The following is a 26879-nucleotide window of genomic DNA, read 5'->3' on the forward strand; positions in this document are numbered from 1 at the left end:
TCCTGGATGCGCCGCTCGCGCTCGGCGCCCAGGCAGACCCGGTCCATGGCTTCCACCGTCTCCACCGGGAAGTCGCCGCTGGCGGTCTCGGCGGAAAGCATCACCGCGTCGGTGCCGTCGAGCACGGCGTTGGCGACGTCGAATACCTCGGCGCGCGTCGGCAGCGGGGCGTCGATCATCGACTCCATCATCTGGGTGGCGGTGATCACCGCGCGATTGAGCGTGCGGGCATGCTTGATGATGCGCTTCTGGGTGCCGATCAGCGCGGCATCGCCGATCTCCACGCCCAGGTCGCCGCGCGCCACCATCACCGCCTCGCTGGCGCGGATGATGGCGTCCAGGGTCTCGTCATCGGCCACCGCCTCGGCGCGCTCGAGCTTGGCCACCAGGCCGATCTCGGCGCCCGCCTCGCCGAGCAGCTCGCGGGCTTCGTGCATGTCGGCGGCGCTGCGCGGGAAGGAGATCGCCAGGTAGTCGACGCCGATCGCCACGGCGGTCTCCAGGTCGGCCTTGTCCTTCTCGGTGAGCGCCGGCGCCGAGAGGCCGCCGCCCTGCTTGTTGATGCCCTTGTTGTTGGAGAGCCTGCCGCCCACCACCACGCTGGTGTGGATCAGGTGGTCGGCGACGCGGTTGACGTCGACCACCACCCGACCGTCGTCGAGCAGCAGGCGGTCGCCGGGGGCGACGTCGTCGGCGAGGGTCTTGTAGTCGCAGCCGACCCGGCTGGCGTCACCCTCGTCGTTGCCCAGGCCCATGTCGAGGATGAAAGACTGCCCCTCCTCGAGTTCCACGGCCCCCGCCTTGAAGCGGGCGATGCGGATCTTGGGGCCCTGCAGGTCGCCCAGCGCGGCGACGCTCTTGCCCAGGCGCTCGGCGATCTCGCGCACCCGCGTGAGACGCTGGCGGTGATCGTCGGGGTTGCCGTGGGAGAAGTTGAGGCGCACCACATCGACGCCAGCCTCGAGCATTGCCTCCAGGGCGCCCTCCCGGTCGCTGGCAGGGCCCAGGGTGGCGACGATCTTGGTGCGACGGATAGGGGTGTGCAGAGGGGTGGTGGACATGTCGAGCTCCTTCGATGTGGACGCTGGTTGTTATTCACTCACGATACCGCTTTCAAGGTAAGTTTACTACATGACGCAGTACTTTCACCCGGCCGCGCTTCTAGCGGATGGTGGAGCCAATCACAGCCATTGGTGCGGCAACTGCGAAGACTGGAGTGGCGACCGAGAGGAAGGAAATAAGGCGTTATGTTGTAAAGTTACTAAAAAATGCTTGAGCCCCGGACGCGACTGGTCCACATTATGGATAGATGAAATGTGGCCATCGCGCAGCGATCGAGATCGCGCACGCAGAAGATGAGCCGGGTGCTCGCCAGGACATTCTCGCCCCCTTGGCTCCGCCACGCCCCCTAGAACGCTACTGGACCGAGGAGAACAACGCCATGACGCTCAAGATTGCCATCAACGGTTTCGGCCGCATCGGCCGCAACGTGCTGCGGGCCCTTTACGAGAACGGCTATCGCAATCGCATCCAGGTGGTCGCCATCAACGATCTCGGCGACCCCTCACTGAATGCGCATCTGTTGCGCCACGACACCGTGCACGGCCATTTTCCCTTCTCCGTCGAACACGACGACGAGAGCTTGAGCGTGGATGGCCAGCGGATTGCCATTCTTTCCGAACGGGACCCTTCAGCTCTCCCCTGGACGTCTCTGGGCGTAGACCTGGTGATGGAGTGCACCGGCCTGTTCACCAAGCGTGAGGCCGCCGCCAAGCACATTGCGGCGGGCGCCGAGCGTGTGCTGATCTCTGCGCCGAGCCCCGATGCCGACGCCACCGTGGTGTTCGGCGTCAATGAGGATGTGCTCACGCCCGAGCACCGGGTGGTCTCCAACGCGTCCTGCACCACCAACTGTCTGGCCCCTGTGGCCCAGGCGCTGCACGAGGCGGTGGGCATCGAGAACGGCCTGATGACCACGGTGCATGCCTACACCAATGATCAGAACCTCTCCGACGTCTACCACAAGGACCCCTACCGGGCCCGCAGCGCGACGCACTCGATGATCCCGACCAAGACTGGTGCCGCGGCGGCGGTGGGGCTGGTGCTGCCGGAACTGGCCGGCAAGTTCGATGGCCTGGCCGTGCGCGTGCCGGTGATCAACGTCTCGCTGGTCGACCTGGTGTTCACCGCCAGTCGCGAGACCACCAAGGAAGAGATCAACGAGATCGTGGCCAGCGCCGCCGAGGCCTCCCCGGTGCTGGCGGTCAACGCCCAGCCGCTGGTCTCCATCGATTTCAACCACGATGCCCACTCCTCGACCTTCGACGCCAACCACACCCGGGTGAACGGCCGCCTGGTCAAGGTGATGGCCTGGTACGACAACGAGTGGGGCTTCTCCAACCGCATGCTGGACACCGCCCTGGCCATGCACACGGCCGCCGGCGGCGAGCGCGACGCAGCCTGACGCGCGGCCATCGCCGATGGCCGACCCCGTCTCCCCTCGCAATACGAGATCGGGCCACTGCGGTGGCCCGAGCTCGTTTCGCGGCTGGTTGGGTGGCACCCAGGGCAGTTCCAGTTCGCTCCCCGGTGTGGCGAGCCTAGCGCGGAATATGCCAGGTCCCCCGGCACTGGCTGCCGGGGAAAAGCCGTTGAGCGGTATCGGCGTTGCGCCGTTCGGCAAGGCTGTCGCGTCCGGCGCTCAGGGCCGCCAGCAGGGCGTCGTCGGCATGGCGCACGTTGAGCAGGGTCAGGTCGTCACAGCGCTCCACTGCATAGTCTTCACACAGCGACGCAACCAGCGGTTCCAGGCGTTCGGGATGGCCATCCAGCGATAGAGAAAGACGCATCGCCCCGGCATCGATCAGGCCGGCATGCAGCCCGGCTTCCACCAGACGGCCGAGAATGTCGTGCTGGCGCGCCTCGTCCATGAAGGTAAAGTCTCGAGTACGTATTTCCAGCAGCGTCTGTGCCTCGCGCAGGATCAGTGACGGCGTCTGGGTGTCGAATCGCGTGTCCTGACCGATGGTGCTGGGCGGTGCCTCCAGGTCCTCGAAGGAGCGCACCGTCAGCGGTATCGATTTCTGCTGCAGCGGGCCCAGGGTCTTGGGGTGGATCACCTTGGCGCCGTGCCAGGCCAGCTCGACGGCCTCGTCGTAGGAGATCTGCTCGAGCTGTACCGCGTTGTCGACGCGTCGCGGATCGGCATTGAAGATCCCCGGCACGTCCTTCCAGATGGTGACCTCCTCCGCGTCCAGGCAGTGGGCGAGGATCGCTGCGCTGAAGTCGGAGCCCTCACGGCCCAAGGTGGTCGAGGTGCCCTCGACCGTGCCGCCGATGAAGCCCTGGGTGATGTGTATCCTGTCGTTGTCTGACGCCATGGCACGCACCCGCTCGGCGGTGGCCTGCCAGTCGACATTGGCCGCCTGGTAGCAGTCATCGGTGACCACCAGATCCCGGGCATCCTGCCACTCGGTCGCCATCCCGATCTCGTCCAGCCAGGCGCTGATGATGGTCGTGGAGAGCAGCTCGCCGAAGCAGACGGTCTGGTCATAGTGGAAGGGGCGCTCACGACGTGCATGGCGGCGATGACGCTGGTCGAGCTCGGTGAGTAGCGACTCGACACGCTTCTTGACCGGGCCGGCCCGGTCGCCGAACAGGGCCTCGACGGTGGTCAGATGCTCCCGGCGCAGAGTCTCGAGGCGCTCCTGGTAGTCGGCCGCTTCGCCTTCTCGGGCCGCGGCCAGCAGCGCCTCCAGGGCGTTGGTGGTCTTGCCCATGGCCGAGACCACCACGATCAGCGGGCGCGCCCGGAAACGGGCCAGCAGCTCGCCCACGCGACGAATGGCCGCGGCGTCCTGGACCGAGGCGCCGCCGAACTTGAAGACCTGGGTCATCGTGCATTCTCCCGCCGTTCGCTGTGGTTACCGGTGCTACCTTGCGTGAAATTTCCGCTCGGGGAAAGTGCGTCGCGCTGCTGCTACCCTGAAGGTTTTCGGCCTGCCTCCTCGGGGGCGTCTCGCTGGGAAGGCGCGATGGATAACACCTTCTGGACGGCTTTGGTCACCAGCCTGCTGGCGGCGCTTGTGACTTCGCTGGGCATCTACACCATCCGCCGTTTTGCTGACTGGGGGGAGCGCAACACTACCTACTTCATGTGCTTCGCCGCGGGGGTGCTGGTCGCCGCCTCCTTCCTGCACATCATTCCCCGCGCGCTGGCGATGAACCCCGACGCCTCGGCGTGGCTGCTGGTCGGGTTCCTCGGGCTGCACCTGTTCAACCGCTTTCTCACCGCCTTCGTCTGCGAGCGCCGGCCCGACGGTCGGGATGTCGCCATTGGCATAGTGCCGATGCTCGGTATCGGCTTCCACTCCTTCATCGACGGCTTCATCTACTCCATCGCCTTCACGGTCAGCGTCCTCACGGGCTACCTGGCAACCGTCGGCATGGTGCTGCACGAGTTTCCCGAGGGGATCATCACCTACCTGCTGCTGCTGCGCGGCGGGATCAAGGAGCGGCGGGCGATGTGGCTGGCCTTCCTGGCCGCGGCGGCGACCACCCCGCTGGGGATGCTGGTCTCCTATCCGCTGGTCAGCCGGATCGATCCCTCGACCCTGGGCGCGCTGCTAGGGCTCTCGGCTGGGGCCCTGGTCTATGTGGGAGCGACCCACCTGCTGCCCCGGGCGGAGCAGGAGCACCGCAAGTACAGCCTGGTGGCGCTGGCGGGCGGGGTGCTGGTGGCCGTGGTCATCGTCGCCTCCAAGGCGTGAGCCACGGTGGCCCGAAACGCGACAGGCACCCGAAGGTGCCTGTCGCGCTCTGCCTGTCATGGAGTGCCTGTCGTACCCGGCGCGGGCGTCAGCTCAGCCGCTGCCGGTAGTCCTCGTAGCCGAAGATCTTCACCGTGCGCACTTCGCGGCTGGCCTCGTCGATCCGGCAGATCGACGGTAGGCGCATGCCGTTGAAGGTGGTGGTCTTCACCATGGTGTAGTGGGCCATGTCGGTGAACACCAGCCGGTCGCCTATCTGAAGCGGTCGGTCGAAGCTGTATTCGCCCACCACGTCGCCGGCCAGGCAGGTCAGCCCGCCTAGCCGGTAGGTATGGGCCTTCTCGCCGGGCTCGCCAGCGCCGATGATCTCCGGCCGGTAGGGCATCTCCAGCACGTCGGGCATATGCGCCGTGGCCGAGGTGTCGAGGATGGCGATGGGGCCATCGTTCTCGACAACGTCCAGCACGCTGCACACCAGGTAGCCGGTGTTGAGCGCGATCGCCTCGCCGGGCTCCAGATACACTTCGAGATGCGGATGGCGCGCCTTGAAGTCGTGGATCAGCCTTACCAGGCGGTCGATATCGTAGTCCGGGCGGGTGATGTGGTGGCCACCGCCGAAGTTCACCCACTTGCGGCCGGCGAGGTGCCGGCCGAAGCGCTCCTCGAAGGCGGCCAGGGTGTGCTCCAGGGCGTCGCTGTTCTGCTCGCAAAGGGTATGGAAATGCAGGCCATCGAGGCCCGCAAGGTCCACGCCCTCCAGGTCCACGGCCCGGGTGCCGAGCCGAGAGCCTGGGGCGCAGGGGTCGTAGAGCGCCACCTTGCCTTCGGAGTACTCCGGGTTGACCCGCAGGCCGCAGGAGACCCGCCGCGGCGCCTGGGCCACATGCTCGCGGAAGCGCTGCCACTGGGCCGGGGAGTTGAAGCTGAGGTGGTCCGCGTACTGCAGCACCACCGCCATCTCCGCCTCGCTGAAGGCCGGCGAGTAGCAGTGCACCTCGCCCCCGAAGGTCTCGGCACCGAGGCGAGCCTCATCCTGCCCGCTCGCCGTGGTGCCTACCAGATACTGGCTGACCAGCGGGAAGGTGTCCCACATGGCGAAGCCCTTGAGTGCCAGCAGGATGCGTGCGCCGCTCTTTTCCTGGACCTGGCGCAGCAGTTCCAGGTTGCGGCGTAGCAGGGCATCGTCCACAACGTAGGCCGGCGACGGGCAGGCCTCAATGTCGAAGGGGTACGCATCGAACGGATCGGCAATCTGGCTCATGACGTGATCAGGCCAGCGGGTCGGCATCGGGGTCGAGCTCGACCATCTGCCAGGGCAGGCCCATGTCGCCAATGCGCTCCATGAAGGGGTCCGGATCGAGCTGTTCGACGTTGAACACGCCGTTGCCCTTCCACAGGCCCTCGAGCATCAGCATGGCGCCGGTGACCGCCGGTACGCCGGTGGTGTAGGAGATCGCCTGGGACTGCACCTCGGCGTAGCACTGCTGGTGGTCGCAGATGTTGTAGATGTGCACCTTACGCCGCTTGCCGTCCTTGATGCCGTCGAGGATCACGCCGATGTTGGTCTTGCCCTTGGTGCGCGGACCGAGCGATGCCGGGTCGGGCAGTACCGCCTTGAGGAACTGCAGCGGGGCGATCTCGCGGCCCTCGAACTCGATCGGCTCGATGCGGGTCATGCCGACGTTCTCGAGCACCTTGAGGTGGGTGATGTACTTCTCGGAGAAGGTCATCCAGAAGCGGATGCGCTTCAGCCCCTTGATGTTCTGGCTGAGGGACTCGAGCTCCTCGTGGTAGAGCAGGTAGAGGTCCTTCTCGCCGATGCCGTCGAAGTCGAAGGTGCGCTTCTCGGCCAGCGGCGCGGTCTCCTTCCACTCGCCCTCTTCCCAGTAGCGACCGTTGGCGGTGATCTCGCGGATGTTGATCTCGGGATTGAAGTTGGTGGCGAACGGGTAGCCATGGTCGCCGCCGTTGGCATCCAGGATGTCGATGCGATGAATCTCGTCGAACAGGTTCTTCTGGCCCCAAGCGCAGTAGATGTTGGTCATGCCCGGGTCGAAGCCGCAGCCCAGGGTGGCCATGTTGCCGGCCTTGGCATAGCGCTCCTGAAAGGCCCACTGCTCCTTGTACTCGAACTTGGCCTCGTCCGGATGCTCGTAGTTGGCGGTGTCCAGATAGGGCACGCCGGTGCGCAGGCAGGCCTCCATGATGGTCAGGTCCTGATAGGGTAGGGCCACGTGGATCAGCACATCGGGCTGGAACGACTCGATCAGTGCAACCAGTGCCTCGACGTCGTCGGCATCCACCTCGGCGGTCTGAATGGGGCGCTCCAGCTGGGCCGCAATGGCGCGGCACTTCGCCTGGTTGCGGCTGGCCAGGCAGATCTCACTGAAGACCTCGGGATGCTGGGCGCACTTGTGGGTGACGACACCGCCGACGCCGCCGGCGCCGATAATCAGGACTTTGCTCATGAGGGTTCGAATCCAGATCGGGAAAGTCAAAATGGTAGGGGATCATGCCACCCCGGTCTTGACCTCGCCCGGCCGCGGGGCCGGCGAGTGGGCGCTGATGATGGCTCCCCCTGAGGCTGGCCGCAAGAGGTTTTCGCGTCAAGGCTAAGACCAAGGTCGGGGGGCGTAGGCGACGTCACAGGTCCTCTCGGGACAAGGCGGCCACCGCGGGCGTCAGGCGGTTGAGGGATGAAACGGCTCGCCCGCCAGGCGGCGCACTTCAACGTGGGAGAGCCATTCGATGTCGCGAGCGGCCGCCTCGAGGCGGTGAATCACCGTATCGCTGTCGAAGGGTGACTGCTCGTCCAGGCAGATCACCACCGTGACCTTGCCGTCCAGATAGTGCAGTCCGATCTCGCGGATCTCCGGCCAGACGTCGAGCGACGCCCAGCGTTCCGCCAGGGCGGCCTCCACGTCGGGACGAAGCGGGAGTCCCGGGAAACGGCTGGGGTCGCCCTCTCCGGTATCGTCTTCGGGGTCGATGTGGAAGGTCAGGTCGGTGAGAGCCGGGAAAGCGTTGCGCAGGCGCCGGCTCACCTCGTTGCCGATCTCGTGGCCCTCGGAGACGCTGATCCGTGGCGACACCACCACGTGCAGGTCGAGCATGGTATGTCCGGCCGACTGGCGAGTGCGCAGGTCGTGGATGCCCTCGACACCGGACACGCTCATCGCCACCTGGCGCATGTCCTCCTGGGTGGACACGGGCAGGGCGGTATCCACCAGCTCGCGGCCCGACTCCCACAGCAGGTCCCAGCCCACCTTGCCGACCATCAGCCCGACGATCACCGCCGCCAGGGTGTCGACCCAGGTGGCGCCGAACTGGCTGCCCACCAGCGCGACCATCACCACGCCCGTGGAGAGCACGTCGCTGCGGTGGTGCCAGGCGTTGGCCTCGAGCATCTTCGAGCCGACACGCTGTGCCACGCGCCGTGTCAGGTGGAAGAGCCACTCTTTGGTCGCCAGTGCCAGGGCGGTCAGCAGAATCGCCCAGATGCCGGGCGGCGGAATCTCGGCAGCAGAGAACAGGCGCTGCAGGCTCGACCAGGCGATACCGCCGGCCACGAAGATCAGCACGCTGCCCAGGAACAGGGTGGCCAGGGTCTCGATGCGGCCGTGGCCGTAGTGATGGTCGTGGTCGGGCCCTTGATGCCCATAGTGTGACGCGGCAAGCACAAAGCCGTCGGTCACCAGATCAGAGAAGGAGTGGATGCCATCGGCGACCAGGGCCGCGGAGCCGACGATGCCGCCGACAATGATCTTGACCACGCCGAGCAGGGTGTTGACCGCCACCGACAACAGCGTGATGCGCTGGGTGGCGTGATGCTTGTTGGGGTTGCTCTGCATGGTCGTACCTCGTCACGCTCCCCGAGTCAGGTTGCCTGGTAAAGTCAGCTTAAATGGTACCGAACAGGTCCAGATTTGCACAAGGCATCACGTCGGCGGTGGCCTCGCACTCCAACGGCGTCGACATCGTTGTCTACCCACTGTGCGTGGTGGGGAGGTGATAGCCCAACAAACGAAAAAAGCGCCCGTAGGCGCTTGATTCGTCGACTGTTTGGTGGAGGCGGCGGGAATTGAACCCGCGTCCGCCGGCACTCACCCATTGGCTCTACATGCTTAGTTTCGTCTTTTGATTTAACGCGACTGGCTCCGACGAGCAGGATCCAGCCACGCGATTCCTCGTCAGTTTTAACGATCGGCGAGAGGACACCACCGATCGCGATCCCATCAGTCTTGGCTCGTATCCCGTCAGCGATGAATGGGCACATCGCCTTCGGGCCGGGCTAGAAGCTAGCGGCGTTTAAGCTGCCAGCGCGCCCTGAGCGTAGTTGTCGTCGTTTGCGACTATTTAATCGTGATGTTGGATTTACGAGATACATCACGCTCTCGGCATGCACCTCAGGGATTGTCACCGGCGTCGAAACCGTGTCGCCCCCGTAACGCGCATCCTAACAGGATGTGCAGTTCTGTGACACCTTAGCCCTTGATTTGTTCCCGCATGATGCGGCCCTTCTGCCGCTGCCAATCGCGGTCCTTCTCGGTGGCCCGCTTGTCATGCAGCTTCTTGCCGGTCACCAGGGCCAGCTCGCACTTCACCCGGTTGTTCTTCCAGTAGAGCTTGAGCGGCACGCAGGTGTGTCCCTTCTCCTGGGTGCGCGAGAAGATCTTGGCGATTTCCTTGCGATGCAGCAGCAGCTTGCGGGTGCGTGTGGGGTCTGCCAGCTCGTGGGTGCTCGCCGTGTTCAGCGGCATGATGTGACTGCCTAGCAGCCAGGCCTCGCCGTTCTTGACCAGAATATAGGTATCGGTCAGCTGCGCCTTGCCGGCCCGCAGGCTCTTGACCTCCCAGCCAGCGAGCACCAGGCCGGCCTCGAAGGTCTCGTCGATGTGATACTCGAAGCGAGCCTTCTTGTTCTGAGCGATGACGTTGTTGCCGGGCCCCTTGCTCTTTCCCTTCTTGTTGGCCATGAAACCTCGTGTCCTGTATCTGCCGATGGCGCTGCCCCTTCGATGTGGGGGGAAGCGTGGTACCATTCAAGGCCTGAAATAACCGCTCATGATACGCCCTGGGCACTGTGAAGTCAGCGGAGAGCTCAATGCCAACGGTCAATCGGTCCGCCATGGTGCGGCACACCCCCCAGGAAATGTTCGATCTGGTCAACGATTTCGAGCGCTATCCGGAGTTCCTGCCCGGATGCCGGCGCTCGCGCCTGCTGGAGCGTGACGAGGCGCACCTGATCGGTGAGATGACGCTGGGTCGGGCAGGCATCGAGCAGAGCTTCACCACCCGCAACGACCTGATCGCGCCCGAGCGCATCGAGATGTCGCTGGTCAGCGGTCCGTTCAAGCGCCTGCGGGGTCGCTGGCTGTTCCTGCCGATGGGCGAGAATGCCTGCAAGGTGAGCCTCGAGCTGGAATTTGAGTTCGCCAACCGCCTGCTGGGCATGGCCTTCGGCAAGCTCTTCCAGCAAGTGGCCGGTCAGCTGGTGGATTCCTTTACCCGTCGGGCAGACGAGCTATATGGCGCCTAGAGAGTCGGCCCTCCTCGATGTCGAGGTAGCCTTTGCGCTGCCCGAACGTCAGCGCATCATTCCGCTCGCGGTGCCCGACGGCACGACGGCCCGCCAGGCGGTGGAGATGGCAAGGCTGGAAGAGGCGTTTCCTGAGTTGCCCCCGGCCACGTTTCGGGAGGCCGATCTGGGGATCTTCGGTCGGCGCTTGCGCGACCAAGATTCCAGGGTGCTTCGCGCCGGGGATCGAGTAGAGGTCTATCGGCCGCTGCAGCTCGATCCCAAGGCGGCGCGCAGCGCGCGGGCCGGCCGCGGAAAGGATTGAACGCCTTGCCGGTATCTGGCCGGCAAGGGTATCGAGCAGGGCTTGTGGCCGTTCGCTACTCGCCGGGGCGATCCGGCGTGACGTTATCGATGGGGTCTTCCTGGACGTCTGAAATGCCTTCGACGCTGGGTCCCACTCCCTGATCATCGGGTAGCGAGATGTCGCGGGAGAAATTGCCGTGACGGTCGACAGCGGCCAGGCGGTTGCCCTGGAAAGTCAGGGTGATGCGTCGCTGCTCCACGCCGGCGTAGGCCTTGTCGAGGCGGTAGACGTAGTCCCACTCGCTGCTGTCAAAGGGCGCCTCGAGCAGGGGGCTGCCCATCAGGTTGACCACCTGCTGTCGACTCATGCCCGGTTGCAGCTGCTCGACCATGGCCTCGGTCACCAGGTTGCCCTGGGGCAGGTCGCGCTTGTATACCCCGAAGTAGCTGCAACCGCTGATCATCAGCAGGGCGACGGAAAGGGTGATGATTCTGGTCAGCTTTTGCATTTGCGCCTGTTCTTCACTATCGTGGTTTCGGTCGATCATAACCGACCCTACCTGATACTGCGAAGAGCGACCATGGCCGACCAGAACCATGAATTGCGCAAGGCCGGTCTAAAAGTGACCCTGCCGCGCGTCAAGATCCTGCAGATCCTCGAAAATGCTTCCGAGCAGCATCACCTGAGTGCCGAGGATGTCTACAAGACCCTGCTGGATGCAGGCGAGGACGTGGGCCTGGCCACCGTCTATCGCGTGCTGACCCAGTTCGAGACCGCCGGCCTGGTGATCCGCCACAACTTCGATGGCGGTCATGCGGTCTTCGAGCTTTCCCAAGAGGAGCATCATGACCACATGGTGTGCCTGGAGAGCGGCGAGATCATCGAATTTTTCGACGAGACCATCGAGCGGCGCCAGCAGGAGATCGCCGAGGAGCACGGCTTCGAACTGGTCGACCACGCCCTGGTGCTCTACGTCCGGCCCCGGGGGTCGCGAGCAACACGCCAGGAAGGCATTCAGAAGAAGTGATCGCTCTCCGCTGAATGTGACAGACAGCTGAACGCGGCCCCGCTCTTAGGAGCGGGGCCGCGTTGCGTCGGGGCGTGGCATTCGAGCACGGCGCGAGTGGCCGGATGCCCCGGTGCGTGTGGCTGGCTGCTTAAGTGGCGGGCGCGCTGGCTGGCGTCGAGCATCTCGCGAGCGTGGGCCAGGGTGCGGTCGGAGAGGTTCACCCCGCCCAGCATGCGGGCCAGTTCGCCGACTCGGCCGGCCTCGTCGAGCAGCGCCATGCGGGTCAGGGTGGAGGCCTCCTCGGCCTGCTTCTCGATGTGCAGGTGATGGTGCGCCTGGGCAGCGACCTGAGGGAGGTGGGTCACGGTCATCACCTGGCCGCTGCCGCCCAGCCGGCGCAGCAGCTGGCCGACGATCTCGGCGGTGGCGCCGGAGACCCCGACATCCACTTCATCGAACACCAGGCTGGCAATGGTGGAGTGCTGGGCCGCCACGACCTGGATCGCCAGGCTGATCCGCGAGAGTTCGCCGCCGGAAGCCACCCTGGCCAACGGCCGGGCCGGCTGGCCGGGATTGGCGCTGATCAGCATGCGCGCGACCTCCAGCCCCTCGGCGGCCGGGGCCTCGCGGGCCTCCAGTTCGACCTCGAAGCTCGCCTTGTCCATGGCCAGGAAGGCCAGCTGCTCCTGGACGGCCTCGCCGAAATGACGGGCGGCCTGCTGGCGGGCCTTGGAAATCACGCTGGCCTGCTCCTGCCAGTGATGCTTCAGTGTCTCGGCCTCGGCGGCTAGCGCTTCCAGGTCGCCGTCGCCACCTTCCAGGCTCTCGAGCTCTTCGCCCAGTCGGCGGTGCAGGGCGAGAAGCTCGTCGGGCAGGACATGGTGCTTGCGAGCGATGCGGTGCACCTCAGCCAGGCGTGTCTCGACCCAGGCCAGCCGTTCCGGGTCCAGCTCGATGCTGCCGGCGAAATGACCGAGCTCGCGGCTGGCCTCTTCGACCTGAATGCGTGCATCGCCGAGCATGGCAAGCGTATCGGCCAGGCTGCCTCGCTCGCTGCCCGGTAACGCCGAAAGGTGCTGGATTGCCTGATTGAGCAGCGACAGGGCACCGCCCTCGTCGCCGTCGCAGCACTCGGCAGCGAACTGGGCCTCGCGCAGCCGTTCCTCGGCATGCGCCAGCTCCTCCTGTTCCTGTTCTAGCCCCTTGAGCTCGTCCTCGGCCAGGGCCAGCTGGTCGAGTTCCTCGACCTGGTAGCGCAGCAGTTGGCGGCGGGCGCGGATCTCGTCGCCGTCCTCCGCCAGGCGTTCGAGGCGGCGGCGGGTGGCTTGCCACTCGCGGAAGGTCTGGCGCATCTGTGCTACCTGCTCGCGGTGGCCGGCGAAGTCGTCGAGCAGGCGCAGGTGGGTATCTTCGTGCAGCAGCGCCTGGTGGGCGTGCTGACCATGGATCTCGATCAGATGCTCGCCCAGCGCGCGCAGGTCGGCCACGGTGGCGGGCTGGCCGTTGATCCAGGCCTTGGAGCGCCCGGCCCGGGTGACGACCCGGCGCAGCAGGCAGTCGTCCGCAGGCAGCTCGCGGGTCTCGAGCCAGGCGCGGGCCGCGGGCAGCTGGTGAATATCGAAGCGGGCGCTGAGGTCGGCGCGTTCGCACCCGTGGCGCACGCTGGCGCTGTCGGCACGCTCCCCCAGGCAGAGCCCCAGGGCGCCCAGCAGGATGGACTTGCCGGCCCCCGTTTCGCCGGTGATGGCGGTCATGCCGCCGGCAAGCTCCAGCTCGAGGTGGTCAACGATGGCGAAGTCACGAATGGCAAGCTCTGTCAGCATGGTGCCTCCCGGGGCCTGTCTGGGACTCTCTGTCAGAATCCGCGCTGTCTGGGGTCACTCGGTGGGTGACGATGGGCGGAGTGACTACTGTCTATCCATACACGTGTTGTGTGTTTATACAGTAGTCAAGGTTTCCCCACAATGCACAGCTGATGACGCCTTGAGTTCGCCACGTCCAGCCCCATATACCCCGCAGATACGCACTCAAGCCATCATTCATGCCTTGCCAGCGGCCATCGCCGCTGATCGTCATTCAGGAGACCCACAATGGCCAAAGAGCCCCAGACGCCGCAGGAAGACGAACTCGCTCGCGAGCTCGCCCGCGAGGAGCAGGAAGCCGAGCCGCAGACCGAGCCCGACACTGTGGAGGGTGAGCTGGAGGACGCCATCGAGGGCGCCGAGCAGGCCGCCACCGACGCTCAGGCGGCGGACAACCCCGAAGCCGAGGTGCTGGCCGCTCGGGTCGAGGAGCTCGAGCAGAGTGTTGCCGACGCCAAGGAGCAGGCCATGCGCGCCGCCGCCGAGGCACAGAACGTGCGCCGCCGGGCCGAGCAGGAGGCCGAGAAGTCGCGCAAGTTCGCCCTCGAGAAGTTCGTCAAGGAACTGCTGCCGGTGGTCGATAGCCTGGAGAAGGCGTTGGAGACCATGCAGGACGGTGCCTCCGAGGCCCACCGCGAGGGTGTCTCCATGACCCTCAAGATGCAGCAGGACGTGCTGGCCAAGTTTGGTGTCGAGGTGATCGAGCCGCACGGCGAGCCCTTCGACCCCCAGTACCACGAAGCCATGACCATGGTGCCCAACCCCGAGATGGAGCCCAACACCGTCATGGAAGTGATGCAGAAGGGCTATCTGCTCAACGGGCGCCTGGTACGCCCGGCCATGGTGGTGGTCAGCCAGGCCGCCAGCTGAGGCCGGTCACACAAAAGCGGCTCTCGGGTCTTGAAAAGGTCGCGAGGGCCCCCAGATACACGGCAACCCCGCGGTGAAAGCCGCACACGACGAATTCAACTGCAAAATTTGAGGATTTCCTATGGGACGCATCATCGGTATTGACCTGGGGACCACCAACTCTTGCGTCGCCGTGCTCGACGGTGACCAGGCCAAGGTGATCGAGAACGCCGAAGGCGCGCGCACCACGCCCTCCATCATCGCCTACACCGAAGACGGCGAGATCCTGGTGGGGCAGGCGGCCAAGCGCCAAGCGGTGACCAACCCCGAGAACACCCTGTACGCCATCAAGCGCCTGATCGGCCGTCGCTTCAAGGACGACGTCGTCCAGAAGGACATCAAGATGGTGCCTTACAAGATCTCTGAGGCCGACAACGGCGATGCCTGGGTGGAAGTGAAGGGCAAGAAGCTCGCGCCGCCGCAGGTCAGCGCTGAAGTGCTCAAGAAGATGAAGAAGACCGCGGAAGACTACCTGGGTGAGGACGTCACCGAGGCAGTCATCACCGTGCCGGCCTACTTCAACGACAGCCAGCGTCAGGCCACCAAGGATGCCGGTCGCATTGCCGGCCTCGAGGTCAAGCGCATCATCAACGAGCCGACCGCAGCCGCACTGGCCTACGGCATGGACAAGGCCCGCGGCGACAAGACCATCGCGGTCTACGACCTGGGCGGCGGTACCTTCGATATCTCCATCATCGAGGTGGCCGATGTCGACGGCGAGACTCAGTTCGAGGTGCTGGCCACCAACGGCGACACCTTCCTGGGCGGCGAGGACTTCGACCTCAAGCTGATCAACTATCTGGTCGACCAGTTCAAGTCCGACAGCGGCATCGACCTGTCCGGCGACAACCTGGCCATGCAACGCCTCAAGGAAGCCGCCGAGAAGGCCAAGATCGAGCTGTCCAGCGCGCAGCAGACCGACGTCAACCTGCCGTACATCACGGCCGACAACACCGGTCCCAAGCACCTTAACGTCAAGGTGACCCGCGCCAAGCTCGAAGCGCTGGTCGAGGACTTGGTCAAGCGCTCCATGGAGCCGTGCAAGACCGCGCTCAAGGATGCCGGCATCTCGGCCTCCGAGGTGGACGACGTCATCCTGGTCGGCGGCCAGACCCGCATGCCCATGGTGCAGAAGTCCGTGGCCGACTTCTTCGGCAAGGACGCCCGCAAGGACGTCAACCCGGATGAAGCCGTGGCCGTGGGTGCTGCCATCCAGGGCGGCGTGCTCGGCGGCGACGTCAAGGACGTGCTGCTGCTCGACGTCACCCCGCTGACCCTGGGCATCGAGACCCTTGGCGGCGTGATGACCCCGCTGATCGAGAAGAACACCACCATCCCGACCAAGAAGACCCAGACCTTCTCGACCGCGGATGACAACCAGACAGCCGTGACCATCCACGTGCTGCAAGGTGAGCGCAAGCAGTCAACCGGCAACAAGTCGCTGGGTCGCTTCGACCTTGCCGACATTCCGCCGGCGCCGCGCGGTGTGCCGCAGATCGAGGTCGCCTTCGACCTGGACGCCAACGGCATCCTCAACGTGTCCGCCAAGGACAAGGCCACCGGCAAGGAGCAGTCGATCGTCATCAAGGCCTCCAGCGGTCTCTCCGAGGAAGAGGTCGAGCAGATGGTCCAGGATGCCGAGGCCCACGCCGACGAGGACAAGAAGTTCGAGGAGCTGGTGCAGCTGCGCAACCAGGCCGATGGCATGGTTCACGCCGCTCGCAAGACCCTCGAAGAGGCCGGCGACAAGGCCAGCGACGAGGAGAAGCAGGCCATCGAGAGCGCCGCGGCCGAGCTCGAAGAAGCGATCAAGGGCGACGACAAGGACGACATCCAGGCCAAGCTCGACAAGCTGACCGAAGCTTCCGGCAACCTGGCGCAGAAGATGTATGCCGAACAGGCCGATGCGGCGGGTGAAGCCGGCGGCGAGGCTGGCGCCAAGCAGGAAGATGACGTGGTCGACGCCGAGTACGAAGAAGTCAACGACGACCAGAAAAAGCAGTAAACCACGACATCTGAACGACGGATGACGCCAGCGCGGGGGCCTGACTCCCGCGTTGGTGTTTCTGCAGAGTCGCTACGGAGGCGGACAGACTCATGTCCAAGCGTGACTACTACGAAGTACTGGGCGTCGAGCGCGGGGCCGATCAGAAAGAGATCAAGAAGGCCTACCGACGCCTTGCCCAGAAATTCCACCCGGATCGCAATCCGGATGATGACAGCGCGGCGGAGAAGTTTCGCGAGGTCTCTGAGGCCTACGAGGTCCTGAGCGACAGCGAGAAACGCGCCGCTTACGACCAGTTCGGCCATGCCGGGGTCGACGAGCAGGCCGGCGGTTTCGGTGGCGGCGGCTTCGGCGGTGCCGGGGCTGGCGGCTTCAGCGACATCTTCGGCGATGTGTTCGGCGACATCTTTGGCGGTGGCGGTGGGCGTCGCCATCCCAATGCGCCGGCCCGTGGCTCCGACCTTCGCTACAACCTCGAGCTCGACCTCGAGGACGCTGTGGCCGGCACCAGCGTGGACATCCGCGTGCCGCGCCACATCGAGTGCGAACGCTGCGACGGCGGCGGTGCCGAGCCGGGCTCCAGCAAGGACACCTGCCCGACCTGTAACGGCATGGGTCAGGTGCGCATGCAGCAGGGCTTCTTCGCCGTGCAGCAGACCTGCCCGACCTGCCACGGCAGCGGCCAGCACATCAAGGTGCCGTGCCACAAGTGCAACGGTGAGGGCCGGGTGCGCGAGACCCGCACCCTCTCGGTGAAGATCCCGGCCGGCGTGGATACCGGCGACCGCATTCGCCTCAACGGCGAGGGCGAGGCCGGCATCAACGGTGGCCCACCGGGCGATCTCTATGTCCAGGTGGCGATCAAGCCGCACCACATCTTCGAACGCGACGGCCGCCACCTGCAGTGCGAGGTGCCGATCAACTTCGTCGATGCGGCACTCGGCGGTGAGCTGGAAGTGCCGACCCTCGACGGCCGGGTCAAGCTCAAGATCCCGCCCGAGACCCAGACCGGCAAGCTGTTCCGGCTCAAGGGCAAGGGCGTCAAGCCGGTGCGCGGCGGCCCGCCGGGCGACCTGCTGTGCAAGGTCGTGGTCGAGACCCCGGTCAAGCTCAACGAGGAGCAGAAGGAACTGCTGCGCAAGTTCCAGGACAGCCTGGGCGGCAGCCACGGCCATCACCACTCGCCGAAGAAGTCGAGCTTCTTCGACGGGGTGAAGAAGTTCTTCGAGGACATGAAGCCTTGAATTAAATCTACGGTGTGCAAAAAAACCCAAACCTCAGTTACAATGTAGCTGAGGTTTTTTGTGCTTTGAAAATAAATTCAATTGTGTCATGAGTTGTAGTTAATGAACTCATATATTTGCCATATGCCAAATGGATTTTTGCTTATTTCATGAGCGCGCAAAGTTTAAAGGAGCTATTGTTTTGAATAAAAAAAGCAATTCGTTTGAGAAGTTTGTAAAAACGGTTGGTATTTGGCTGATATCTGTCGCGTTGCTGATAGCTATTATTGCGTCTTCAGTATATATTTATTATTTTTCGTGGATGCCATCAAGCTCTCATGAAAAGTGGGCGCAGTTTGGCGACTTCATGGGCGGTACATTGAATCCTGTTTTTGGGTTTATTTCATTGCTGGCAATATTGATAACACTGTTTGTGCAAGCCAGAGAGTTGTCGCACTCAACAGAAGCACTTCAAGATCAAGGTGAAAGCTTGCGCGTGCAAGCTTTTGAGAACACTTTTTTTTCTCTGCTAAAGCTTTTTAATGAATCTATATACAACTTCTCGATTGCTGAGAATAACGAGCCTGATTTTAAAGGTTATGCAGTGTTTAGGAAGCTTGGCGAACGTTTGGATCATGCATACAAGCTTTCTAATTCCAGAATGCGGCAGTCAGATGAAATAGAAGTGATAAAGTCTGCGTATTCAAAGTTTTATTCTCATAACCATGAGTATGTAGATATTTACCTCAGGAATGTCAGGCAAATAATGCTTTTTGTTAAAGATAGGTGCCCGTACCATAAAAAGCAATATTTAGATATGTTTCTGGCGCAGCTTTCAAACCATCAGCTTTTGTTAGTTTTTTACCATGCCTATGTTAGCCCAGACTTTGTGTCAAAAGATTTTCTGAAGGAGAATGAATTTTTCTCACCACTCCCAAGCTCGATGTTGCTTAGCAAGCTTCACGCTAATATAAAAGATGAGGTATTTTGAATGGCTATTGATCCAAGCTCTCAGTTGCAAGCAAAGTCAGTTAGTGTCAAAGAGCTGATGAAGTCGGCTTACTTTGAAATCCCGCCTAACCAGCGGGAGTATAGGTGGCAATCGGAACAATTGGAAAAATTGTGGGCTGATCTCCATTCATGTGTTAAAAATGATTTTTCGGAGTCTGCATCAGATACACTTGGTCACTTCCTCGGCGCTGTTGTAGTCATTGGAGATGAGCACTCTCTACCACAGCGTAGATGGGAGGTCATTGATGGTCAGCAACGCCTTACAACTTTAACAATCTTGGCGTCTTCTATTCTTCCCTACGTTTATCTGCATAGCCAAAGGAAGGTACAGCAAAAACTACTTCATGTTCTTACTGATTGTATATACTCACCAGGTGCTGATGATGCAGTTAGGATGAAGCTCAACAGGGAAGATGAGTTTTATCAAGAGACTATTATGAACTATGACTCTATCCAGGAAAGGAAGCAGTTTTGGCAAGGCTCCTATAATAAAAAATCTGAAGTTCAGACTAACATAAGGCGTGCCTTTGAATACTTCGATGGTGAAGTTTGTGATTATGTGAGTGCCTTCGGGGAAGACGAAGTCGAGCAGCGTGATGAAGCCATTAGGGAGCTGGTTGAGGCCCTAACGGAGAACTTTTATATTCTCAATGTTAGAACGCAAAGCTTTATGTTGGCTTATCGTCTTTTTGAAACGCTAAATGAAAGGGGGCTAGACCTCTCACAAGCAGATCTGATTAGAAATGTTCTGCTAGAGAGCGCTAAGATATCAGGTGATAGATCCTTCAATAACGTTTTTTCTAACTGGACCTCTTTAATAGATAGTTATGAAGACCAGCCAACTAAAAAACTGACTATACCACAGATCATACAGTTTTCTTATACATTCAGGCATGAAATGGTCAAGGGCGAGGAGATATTTGATGATATTTCATCTGCTTTGGATGATGGCCAGCATACTCCCACAGAGCTAAGTAGGGAGTTTTCTATTGACTCCCAAAACTGGGTTTCATTCCTTTTAGGTGATTTGGTCAACTGGGATAGGAAACTTGCAGCACACCAGTATGCTATAATTGATCCATTGTGGAAAGCCCATGCAGCGCCGGTAATTTTTTCCGCAATGGATTTGTTCAAGGAAGATGACGACAATCTTAGAAGCTGCTTAATGTTAATCGAACATTATCTCTTCAGAAGAGGCTTGGTTGCACGAGATTCAGTTGGTAGCCTTCAAGAGGTATTTGCAGAAGCAGCATTTGTATTGAGGGTTTCTAAAAGCCCGGGGGATCTCTCAGATCTTCTGCTTAGCAAAAGTCCTGATAAAGTTTTTGTAGAAGATTTTAAGCAAGCATCTGTAAGGAACATGAAGCAAGCATATTATGCCATTTGGAAGATAGAGAATTATCTACAAAAGAGCTTTAATTTGGAGCTGGAAAGCCAGAGTGCTGCACAGCATCTTGAGCATATTATGCCGAGAAAGCCAGGCGCTGAATGGAATGGGGTTGAACAAGAGGACTCATTTAACGCTTATGTAAATAGGCTTGGAAACTTTCTCGTTCTTCCTAGGGAGGTTAATCAGCATATTAAAAACAAATCCATAAGTTATAAAATATCTAATAGTTCAGGAAATGATTACTCAAATACAGGCTATAAGCTAGTTGAAGAGTTTTTGGCTCAATACCCGAATTGGAGCCAAAGTGATACCTGGTCGTTTGACGCGATTGACTCTCGCCAAAAGTATATGGCGGAGAAGTATGCCTTAAATGTCTGGCCGTTAAAAATTTAACAACGTTTGGGGGCGTCCTTATGCCCCCTTTTTTGTCGCTATCATTCTGGTAGCCGTGCTCAATCCATATTGAATAAGTAAAGCTTCGTTAATGGATTGTGTGTTTATTCGCAATCTTACAAGACTCCTTTTTGGGATAAATTATTTGTTTTTCTTATATAGCAGATTGAACATGAAGAGCCCAAATTCTTGCAGCCCGGTTTTTTTCTAATTGGCCATAATAATGCTTAAGCATTTCTTCAGTTATTTTCTCAAGCTCTCCAAGCCACACTGTCTTTTCCAGCACCATTTTCCCAAACGTTATCTCATTGTTTGGCTCTGAGACTAGTCCTTTCTCAATAGATCTGAAGAATAATTCCCTAGCCAATATGTTAGGTGAAACGCCTGTCCGTAGCTTTTCTCGCTTTAGCTTTTCTTCTGTCTGCTGGGTTAGTGCGAATCTATTAGGCAGCATTAAAAGTAACCTCTTTGAACGGAAGTACCGCCATTTAGGCTATTGAAAGTCAATGCGTATAGCTTGGATACTGAGTCTTTGAAGTTTTGTGGTGTTTTCTCTAATTCTATTTCCGTGTCGGTGGAAAGAAGAACGACCTGATGGCTCGCATTGGTAAAGTAGTTATCTACTATGTTTGATCTGTGCTTTGAGTCTAAACGCCCAAGAGGTGTGTCAATGATGACAGGGAGGCGGAGGCCCGAGGCCTTCCCTAACGCTTCCAGCATTGCTGTGGCGTAAATTTGTTTCTCACCAGCCGATAATTGTTCCCGCTCTAGGACCTTTCCATCAGAGTAAGCCAGCTCAACGCCAAAAGTATTGGGATCAATTTTCGGTGTAAGTTCTTCATGGTCTTTACGCGAAAGTCGCTTGAATGACTCACTGAAGTGATTTTCAAGCTCGCTAATTTTGCTAGCTTTTGCTCTATTAGAGTAGCCTGTTAGCATTTCTCTGACTGTTTTGGCCATGCCGATTGCATGCACATTGTCGGATTGATGCTGGTGTTCAGCTTCTAGCTTGCGAAGTTTTCGAATGCAGTCCATGGCGGAGCGCAGCTCGCGTTTTGCATTTTCACGTTGTTCTTCAATTCGACTATTTAAGCGGCCTTGCTTGAGCTGTGCTTCGTGCAGCTTTTCATAGAGCGGCTTGATGCGTTGTTCATCCGGCGCTCGCTCCAGGTTTGCTGCACACTCACTGATCTCGTGCCGCAGGCCTTCGAGCCTCTTTTCTAGCTCATCGACTTCCTGCTTTTGTTTTGGTGCCTCTACGGTGATCTGATGGCGTAACTGTTCTATCTCGCTATCAGACAAGTCATGCACCATTTCCACCCTCTTGGGCGGCTTCAGGCTCTTGCCAAATGCTTTTTCGATAGCACCCTCAAGCAGTGCTTCCTGGCCCTGTAGAGCGCTTTCCAACTCCTTTCTCAGAGCTTTTGCTTGGCGTTTAGCAGCCTGGTGGGTTACTCGCTGCTTGCGATAGTTGCTCTCGGCATCGAGCTGAGCCAGTAAGCCATCTAACGCTGTCGGAGCCAGCGCTAACGGGTAGAGAGAGCCTTTCAATGATCGTATCCGCCCCCTGATAGCTTCCTGATCAGCCAGCTGGCGCTCCATTCGCTCCCTTTCGGCTGCCTGGTTTTCGTACCAGGCACCGCCGTGCGCTTCTATCTTCTGTTCCAGTTGGGCAATATCGGCTCTCAGGTTGTGTAGCTGGTCCTCCAGTGCCTCTTTTCCCTCGAGCTCATGCTGGTAACGCGAATAGCAGCGCTCATAGTCAGCCTCTAATGCTTCGGCTTCCCGGCGAATCGCCTCCGGTAACCTGCCCTTCGAGTGATTGCGAATATAGACACCCAGGTCAGCCCGCAACCTGTTGACCAGGTCCAGGCCCAGTAGCCGCTGGATGGCATCGGCAAGTGCTGCATTGCCTTTTGACTCCGCTAGCTCGGCGATCTTCTCTCCATCGAAGAAGAAAAGGTCAGCAATACCCAGGGGAATCAGGTCGTTCAGAAAGCTTTGGGCCTGATCATGCGAGAGGTGAGAGAGAACCTCGTCGTCACGCGTGATCTGCAGGTTTTCCGTGACAGCGCCACTCGTATCGCGGAACCAACTGCGCACCACATCGTACTCGTGCTGTCGGCCACCACGGCTATCGCTAAAGTTCAGCCGTACATAGGCGCTATTCGGAATGCGCTCCGAACCAGCCGGTTTGTGAATGCAATCACTCAGATAGCGGTGATACTCTTCACTTGGTACCTTAGCCCCCAGGATACGGCGACCATAGAGGGTTAGACGCACAGCCGTGAGGATTGACGTCTTGCCGGCACCATTCAGGCCACCAAACAGGATAATGGGTTTTGCCCCACTTGGCCCTTCTGGCCTGAGGTCGATCTCATGATCGCCCCGATAGACCCTGAAATTGCCCATCTTCAGCGTATTCAGGATCATTTGCTTAGCTCCTCGTACTGAATTTCTAGCCCTGCCAGCAGCTCGTCATAGACGCTTTTTGCGTTACGGGTCTTTCCCTGGTAGCCAATATTTTCCTGGAAGATATCCTGCATCTTTCCCTTGGCCGCCTGCATTCCCTCGAGTGCCATGCTGGCGTCCTGTTTCTTGGTATGAAGCGTATCGAGATCTCCCCAGTCTTGGTTCAAGAGGGAGTCAATCCGCTTGAAAACGCCATGGCGCTTGCTCAAGCCATCAAGCGACTGTTCAAGCTGGAGGAGTTTGACGGCCAGGTCGACGGGAGTGCCGTGCTCCAGGCAGGCGCTGTTCAGGGCAGCTGCGTCCTGTTGGCTCAAGACTCCCGCGGAGTCCTGCATCCACTCAAGCTTGTGGCCATATATGCTGGCGTAGATGGCAGGAAGCGCATCCAGGGCGTCTGGCTCATTGGGGTCACTCAACCACTCCAGGCGAATGTGCTTCAACTCGTCTTCATGGATGAGAACGATCGGGTTTCCGCCGTCGTTGAGATTCTTCTGAATTTCCAGAAGCTTTTTCAGCCAGGCTTGCCGATAAGCCATCCAGTAAGGGCCGGGGATATGCTTCTTTTCGACGTCGCTGTCATCGGTGATATGCCCACGAGCATAATGCACCTTCCCGGTGCGCCGCTTGTGGTTACGGTACTTTGTCTTGTTATGTGGCAGCGTTGTCCGGTAGAGCAGGTCACGAAAGGCCTTCAGGCGTTTCATCCACAGCTCGCCCGACTCGATCAACCCTTCCATCGCCCGGTCCTTGGTAACGACGGTGCAGGTCCAGCAGCCAAACCGCGAATTACCGCAAGAGGGTGTCTTCGTATCGATGACGACGGGGCACTCCCCGGCATTCGAGTCCTTGTAAAGGTCGAATAACTGGTGGTGTGTGCCTCCCCAGGGGGTAGGAGCACCCAGCAGGTACATCCACACTTCATCGAAGGTCCAGTCCTCGATGGGCATATAGGTGTAGGCGCCCGGCAGCGATGAGTGCTTGGAGAGCAGAGAGCCATCGACCTTGTGCTTGGCGATCACCTGGGCCCGTGAAGCGCTTTCCTGGCTCCTGGCACCAAGCACAACGACGACCTCACCGTGGCGTGTCACCTTGTCCAGGATGAAGCTGCTCACGGGGTCAATCTTCATTCGCTCGGTACACCAGCGAAAGCTCTGTGTCGGTGCGGGATAGCCCTTGCCGAGGAGGTTGACCCAGAACGTCTCGTTGGGCTTTGGCACTACCTGGTGACCGGAGAACGGCAACCCCTGCTCTTCGGCATTCTTGTTAATGCGTTCGAGCGTCGAGGACACCATGTCAACGACGATGGGCGTTTCCACGAGGGTATCCGAGCTGACGACATAGATGTGCTTGTGTCGCTGCGATGCGGGGAGCTTTTCGATCGCCGTGTAGATCAGCGACAGCACGGCTGTCGAATCCTTGCCACCGCTAAAGCCGATGACCCAAGGACGCTCATCTTCAAGGTAGAGCGACTGGACCTCGGAAAGCAGGTCCGGCAGTGGTCTGCCAGCGACACTTTGTTCCGCCAGCATCTCGTCTTGCGTCGCAAAAAGGGTGGCTTCGCTCATTGTGAGAACATGTCCTCGAGTTGGCGCTGGTCTTCGCTTAGAGAAATCCCCAGGCGCTGCTTGAGATAGCAAGCCAGTAGCTCTACTGATGTGTGTGACTTGGAGATCCGGGCATCGCGCAGGCAACGTCCTTCCCACTCGGGGTTGGAGCGCTGCCAATCGATCTCCATAAGGGGGGTCAGCCGGCCGATGTACCAGTCGATGTCGCGCTCGGCTGCTTCGCGACGCAGCGAGCTGCAGCTCACCGCCAGGGCCTGGAGAAAGACACCGTGGGCATGAATAGAGCCTTGGCGAAGCTGCATGGGCAGGCTGGGGTCGCGAAGCGATTCCAACCAATCCGGCATGACCTTGCAGACGGCCGCCCAAAAGGTGATGCATTCGACATGGTCATCGATGCTGGCGTCGTCGCGCTTGCGCTTCTCCAGGAACCGCCAGCTGGCGTTCTTGATCGCGCTCAGGGTGAACAGCTTCCTGGATTTCTGCGGTAACGAGCTCTTCTCGACCTCGGTAAGCTCCTGAAAGCAGGGTACCTCCTGCATGATGCAGCGGGCCAAGGTGGAGGCGGCATCGCGCTTATCGAAATAGGTGTTGAGCGAGGTGCTGGGGCGTATCGCATGCCGGTTCAAGTCGGCAAACATCTGCTGGCTGCGCTTCAGGCCTTCATCGATAAACAGCAGGACGGGAATGCTGTCATGGCCCAGCTCGCGCTTTCTGGTGACCGCGCGCTCAATAGCGGCGCGCCGGTGCTGCCCGTCGTTGATCAGCAATCGCGCCTCACGGGGGATGCGCAGCATGCCCACCAGCGGGACGAGCTCTTCGCCTGTTGGGACGAATTCGGCCTCCTGGTCGAGGGAGGCCGTGATGGCCGGCAGGATGTAGCTATCAGGGTTTTGTGTCAGGTAGTCCGCGATCTCGGGGATGCGGCCAGGGTTGATGGCGCGCTGGGCACGCTCCTCAGGCGGGAGCCCTGTATCGTCGTAGTGAAACAGCCTGGGGATCAGGCGCAGCGGGCACATGATCGTGTAGCATGCGCGTCCACCCTGCATCCCTCGCAGCGCGGGGAAGTCATGGGTGCTGTGGGCTGCCTGTTGCGTCGCTTGGGCCATCGGTACGTGTTCTTAGGCGTAAGGGTACGTTAATTTTAACGTAAGGGGCGCCTCAATGCAGTAGTGCGTTGTTGCATTAACGCCTCCGTTAGAGGCCGGAACGAGTCCGCGCAGGTGCTGTTCTTTTGTACAGTGTAGTGGCTCACTGCCTTTGGATGCCACCGGTTGCCATGCTTGCAGCCTGCTGACTCGCCTGCCATCCGGCGAAAGCGCCGGTGGTGCAGGCGGCGAGGGTGTATGGCGATTTGTGGGCTGTTTGAAAAATGCGGCGCCCTAGCCCCAGCAGTGAGAAGCATTTTGTGCTGGCTTTAGCAAGTCCTGGCTACAGCCACCCGGCGCGCCGGAAGCGCCAGAAGAGCCACCCGCAGGCACTGCCCATCACCAGCAGCGCCAGGGGGTAGCCCAGGCGCCAGTCGAGCTCGGGCATGTGGGTGAAGTTCATGCCCCAGACCCCGGCGAGGATGGTGGCCACCGCGAAGATGGCGGCCCAGGCGGCTAGCCGCTTGTGCACTTCGCCTTCGTCGATTGCTACCATGGAGAGGTTCACCTGGATCGCGGTGATGGTCATCTCGCGGATGGTATCCACCGCCGACTCGATGCGATTCAGGTGGTCGTACACGTCGCGGAAGTATTCCCGGGTCTTGCGGCACAGCGCCGGGACCCGGCCGCCGAACAGGTGGCTGGCGGCCTGGCCCAGGGGCATGGCGGCATGCTTGAGCCGCATGGTCTGGCGCTTGAGCTGGTAGAGGCGCTCCAGGCTCTGGCGGGCCGTTCCCCTGACGAAGATCTGGTCCTCGATGCTCTCGAGCTCGGCCTGCAGGGCCTCGACTACCGGGAAGTAGCGGTCGACGATGGTGTCCATCAGGGCATAAAGCACGAAAGCGGGGCCGTGCTTGAGCAGCTTCGGCTCGTGCTCACAGCGCTGGCGAACCTCGCTGAAGCCTCGGCCCGGGTGCAGCCGCACCGACAGGACATAGCCGGGGCCGGCAAACACCGCCACCTGACCGGTCTCCAGCTGCTCGTCACGCATGGTGACCATGTGCATGATCACGAACAGCGCATCGCCATACTCCTCGAGTTTGGGACGCTGGCGTCCGTTCAGGGCATCCTCTACGGCTAACTCATGCAGGCCGAAGATCTCCTGGAAGTGGATCATTTCCGTTTCGTCGGGCTCGTGGAGTGCCACCCACACGAAACGGTCGGGCTGCCCCAGGTAGTCGCCGATCTCATTGCTCTGGATGTCGCGTAGACGGTGTCCCTTTTCGTAGGCCACGCAGTTGATGATCATTGCCGAGCTCTCCCGTTCAGTCGTGGTGCACTGTGCAACAGCATAGTGCCTG

Annotated in this window: 23 protein-coding genes and 1 other RNA gene; 10 read left to right on the forward strand and 14 right to left on the reverse strand. The window is 60.5% G+C overall.

All coding sequences use genetic code 11. The features are described 5' to 3' along the window. Window positions 1–1061 (reverse strand): pyruvate kinase (gene pyk / locus FHR95_RS15200; RefSeq protein WP_183315041.1); only part of this gene is annotated, 1061 nt, incomplete at its 3' end. A 380-nt stretch (window positions 1062–1441) separates the two neighbouring features. Here pyk and gap point away from each other — a divergent pair. Continuing rightward, window positions 1442–2464, forward strand: coding sequence for a type I glyceraldehyde-3-phosphate dehydrogenase (gap, locus tag FHR95_RS15205; RefSeq protein ID WP_183315042.1), 1023 nt, complete (start codon window positions 1442–1444; stop codon window positions 2462–2464). Window positions 2465–2600: 136 nt separating this feature from the next. Here the strand turns inward: gap and FHR95_RS15210 are convergent, their stop codons facing one another. Then, window positions 2601–3896 (reverse strand): aspartate kinase, encoded by a 1296-nt coding sequence (locus FHR95_RS15210; protein ID WP_183315043.1) that lies wholly within the window; start codon window positions 3894–3896, stop codon window positions 2601–2603. Window positions 3897–4034: 138 nt separating this feature from the next. Between FHR95_RS15210 and FHR95_RS15215 the strand changes: the two genes are divergently transcribed. After that, window positions 4035–4769, forward strand: a complete 735-nt coding sequence (locus FHR95_RS15215) for a ZIP family metal transporter (protein ID WP_183315044.1) — start codon at window positions 4035–4037, stop codon at window positions 4767–4769. Between the two features lie 88 nt (window positions 4770–4857). On the opposite strand, the gene nspC is transcribed toward FHR95_RS15215, so the two are convergent. From nspC to smpB, 5 genes are all read right to left on the reverse strand, one after another. Further along, window positions 4858–6030, reverse strand: a complete 1173-nt coding sequence (gene nspC / locus FHR95_RS15220) for a carboxynorspermidine decarboxylase (RefSeq protein ID WP_183315045.1) — start codon at window positions 6028–6030, stop codon at window positions 4858–4860. A gap of 7 nt (window positions 6031–6037) precedes the next feature. Continuing rightward, window positions 6038–7237 (reverse strand): saccharopine dehydrogenase family protein, encoded by a 1200-nt coding sequence (locus FHR95_RS15225; protein ID WP_183315046.1) that lies wholly within the window; start codon window positions 7235–7237, stop codon window positions 6038–6040. Between the two features lie 213 nt (window positions 7238–7450). Continuing rightward, entirely contained in the window at window positions 7451–8620 is a 1170-nt protein-coding gene (locus FHR95_RS15230; protein ID WP_183315047.1) for a cation diffusion facilitator family transporter, read from the reverse strand. A gap of 212 nt (window positions 8621–8832) precedes the next feature. After that, window positions 8833–9213: a transfer-messenger RNA gene (gene ssrA / locus FHR95_RS15235) on the reverse strand. 40 nt (window positions 9214–9253) lie between these two features. Then, window positions 9254–9745: an SsrA-binding protein SmpB gene (smpB, locus tag FHR95_RS15240; protein ID WP_040183871.1), complete on the reverse strand. Its 492-nt coding sequence runs from the start codon at window positions 9743–9745 to the stop codon at window positions 9254–9256. Between the two features lie 128 nt (window positions 9746–9873). Here smpB and FHR95_RS15245 point away from each other — a divergent pair, with 128 nt between their 5' ends. Both FHR95_RS15245 and FHR95_RS15250 read left to right on the forward strand, forming a co-directional pair. Next, complete coding sequence (locus FHR95_RS15245) at window positions 9874–10308, forward strand: type II toxin-antitoxin system RatA family toxin (protein ID WP_040183872.1); 435 nt, start codon at window positions 9874–9876, stop codon at window positions 10306–10308. After that, window positions 10298–10612 (forward strand): RnfH family protein, encoded by a 315-nt coding sequence (locus FHR95_RS15250; RefSeq protein WP_183315048.1) that lies wholly within the window; start codon window positions 10298–10300, stop codon window positions 10610–10612. Before FHR95_RS15245 ends, FHR95_RS15250 begins: the two co-directional genes overlap by 11 nt. A 55-nt stretch (window positions 10613–10667) precedes the next feature. On the opposite strand, the gene FHR95_RS15255 is transcribed toward FHR95_RS15250, so the two are convergent. Then, complete coding sequence (locus tag FHR95_RS15255) at window positions 10668–11102, reverse strand: outer membrane protein assembly factor BamE (RefSeq protein ID WP_040183874.1); 435 nt, start codon at window positions 11100–11102, stop codon at window positions 10668–10670. Window positions 11103–11174: 72 nt separating this feature from the next. On the opposite strand from FHR95_RS15255, the gene fur reads away from it, so the two are divergent. Next, window positions 11175–11621 carry a ferric iron uptake transcriptional regulator gene (gene fur, locus FHR95_RS15260; protein WP_040183892.1) on the forward strand — a complete coding sequence of 149 codons (447 nt, stop codon included), beginning with the start codon at window positions 11175–11177 and terminating at the stop codon, window positions 11619–11621. Here the strand turns inward: fur and recN are convergent. Beyond that, the gene (recN, locus tag FHR95_RS15265) at window positions 11609–13426 is read right to left on the reverse strand and encodes a DNA repair protein RecN (protein WP_183315049.1); all 1818 of its coding nucleotides are present in this window, start codon (window positions 13424–13426) and stop codon (window positions 11609–11611) included. The two genes, fur and recN, sit on opposite strands and share 13 nt — an antisense overlap. A 267-nt stretch (window positions 13427–13693) precedes the next feature. On the opposite strand from recN, the gene grpE reads away from it, so the two are divergent. The 5 genes from grpE (at window position 13694) to FHR95_RS15290 (ending at window position 20396) form a co-directional block, all read left to right on the forward strand. Beyond that, window positions 13694–14335, forward strand: a complete 642-nt coding sequence (gene grpE / locus FHR95_RS15270; RefSeq protein WP_040183876.1) for a nucleotide exchange factor GrpE — start codon at window positions 13694–13696, stop codon at window positions 14333–14335. Window positions 14336–14456: 121 nt separating this feature from the next. Beyond that, complete coding sequence (dnaK, locus tag FHR95_RS15275) at window positions 14457–16379, forward strand: molecular chaperone DnaK (protein ID WP_040183877.1); 1923 nt, start codon at window positions 14457–14459, stop codon at window positions 16377–16379. A gap of 92 nt (window positions 16380–16471) precedes the next feature. Next, entirely contained in the window at window positions 16472–17623 is a 1152-nt protein-coding gene (dnaJ, locus tag FHR95_RS15280; protein ID WP_040183878.1) for a molecular chaperone DnaJ, read from the forward strand. Between the two features lie 181 nt (window positions 17624–17804). Beyond that, window positions 17805–18593 (forward strand): putative phage abortive infection protein, encoded by a 789-nt coding sequence (locus tag FHR95_RS15285; protein WP_183315050.1) that lies wholly within the window; start codon window positions 17805–17807, stop codon window positions 18591–18593. After that, on the forward strand, window positions 18594–20396 hold the full coding sequence (locus tag FHR95_RS15290; RefSeq protein ID WP_183315051.1) for a DUF262 domain-containing protein: 1803 nt from the start codon (window positions 18594–18596) through the stop codon (window positions 20394–20396). It abuts the gene before it with no gap. Between the two features lie 154 nt (window positions 20397–20550). On the opposite strand, the gene FHR95_RS15295 is transcribed toward FHR95_RS15290, so the two are convergent. The 5 genes from FHR95_RS15295 to corA all read right to left on the reverse strand — a co-directional run bounded on the left by FHR95_RS15295 (window position 20551) and on the right by corA (window position 26827). Further along, window positions 20551–20850 carry a DndE family protein gene (locus FHR95_RS15295; RefSeq protein WP_183315052.1) on the reverse strand — a complete coding sequence of 100 codons (300 nt, stop codon included), beginning with the start codon at window positions 20848–20850 and terminating at the stop codon, window positions 20551–20553. Continuing rightward, window positions 20850–22829 carry a DNA sulfur modification protein DndD gene (gene dndD, locus FHR95_RS15300; protein ID WP_183315053.1) on the reverse strand — a complete coding sequence of 660 codons (1980 nt, stop codon included), beginning with the start codon at window positions 22827–22829 and terminating at the stop codon, window positions 20850–20852. Before dndD ends, FHR95_RS15295 begins: the two co-directional genes overlap by 1 nt. Further along, on the reverse strand, window positions 22826–24433 hold the full coding sequence (dndC, locus tag FHR95_RS15305; protein WP_183315054.1) for a DNA phosphorothioation system sulfurtransferase DndC: 1608 nt from the start codon (window positions 24431–24433) through the stop codon (window positions 22826–22828). Before dndC ends, dndD begins: the two co-directional genes overlap by 4 nt. Next, window positions 24430–25539 (reverse strand): DNA sulfur modification protein DndB, encoded by a 1110-nt coding sequence (gene dndB, locus FHR95_RS15310; protein ID WP_183315055.1) that lies wholly within the window; start codon window positions 25537–25539, stop codon window positions 24430–24432. The genes dndC and dndB overlap by 4 nt, the downstream gene beginning before the upstream one ends. A gap of 322 nt (window positions 25540–25861) precedes the next feature. Then, window positions 25862–26827: a magnesium/cobalt transporter CorA gene (gene corA / locus FHR95_RS15315; RefSeq protein ID WP_183315056.1), complete on the reverse strand. Its 966-nt coding sequence runs from the start codon at window positions 26825–26827 to the stop codon at window positions 25862–25864. Between the last annotated feature and the right edge of the window lie 52 nt (window positions 26828–26879).

Source organism: Halomonas fontilapidosi (genome assembly GCF_014192285.1).
GTDB classification, from domain to species: Bacteria; Pseudomonadota; Gammaproteobacteria; order Pseudomonadales; family Halomonadaceae; genus Halomonas; species Halomonas fontilapidosi.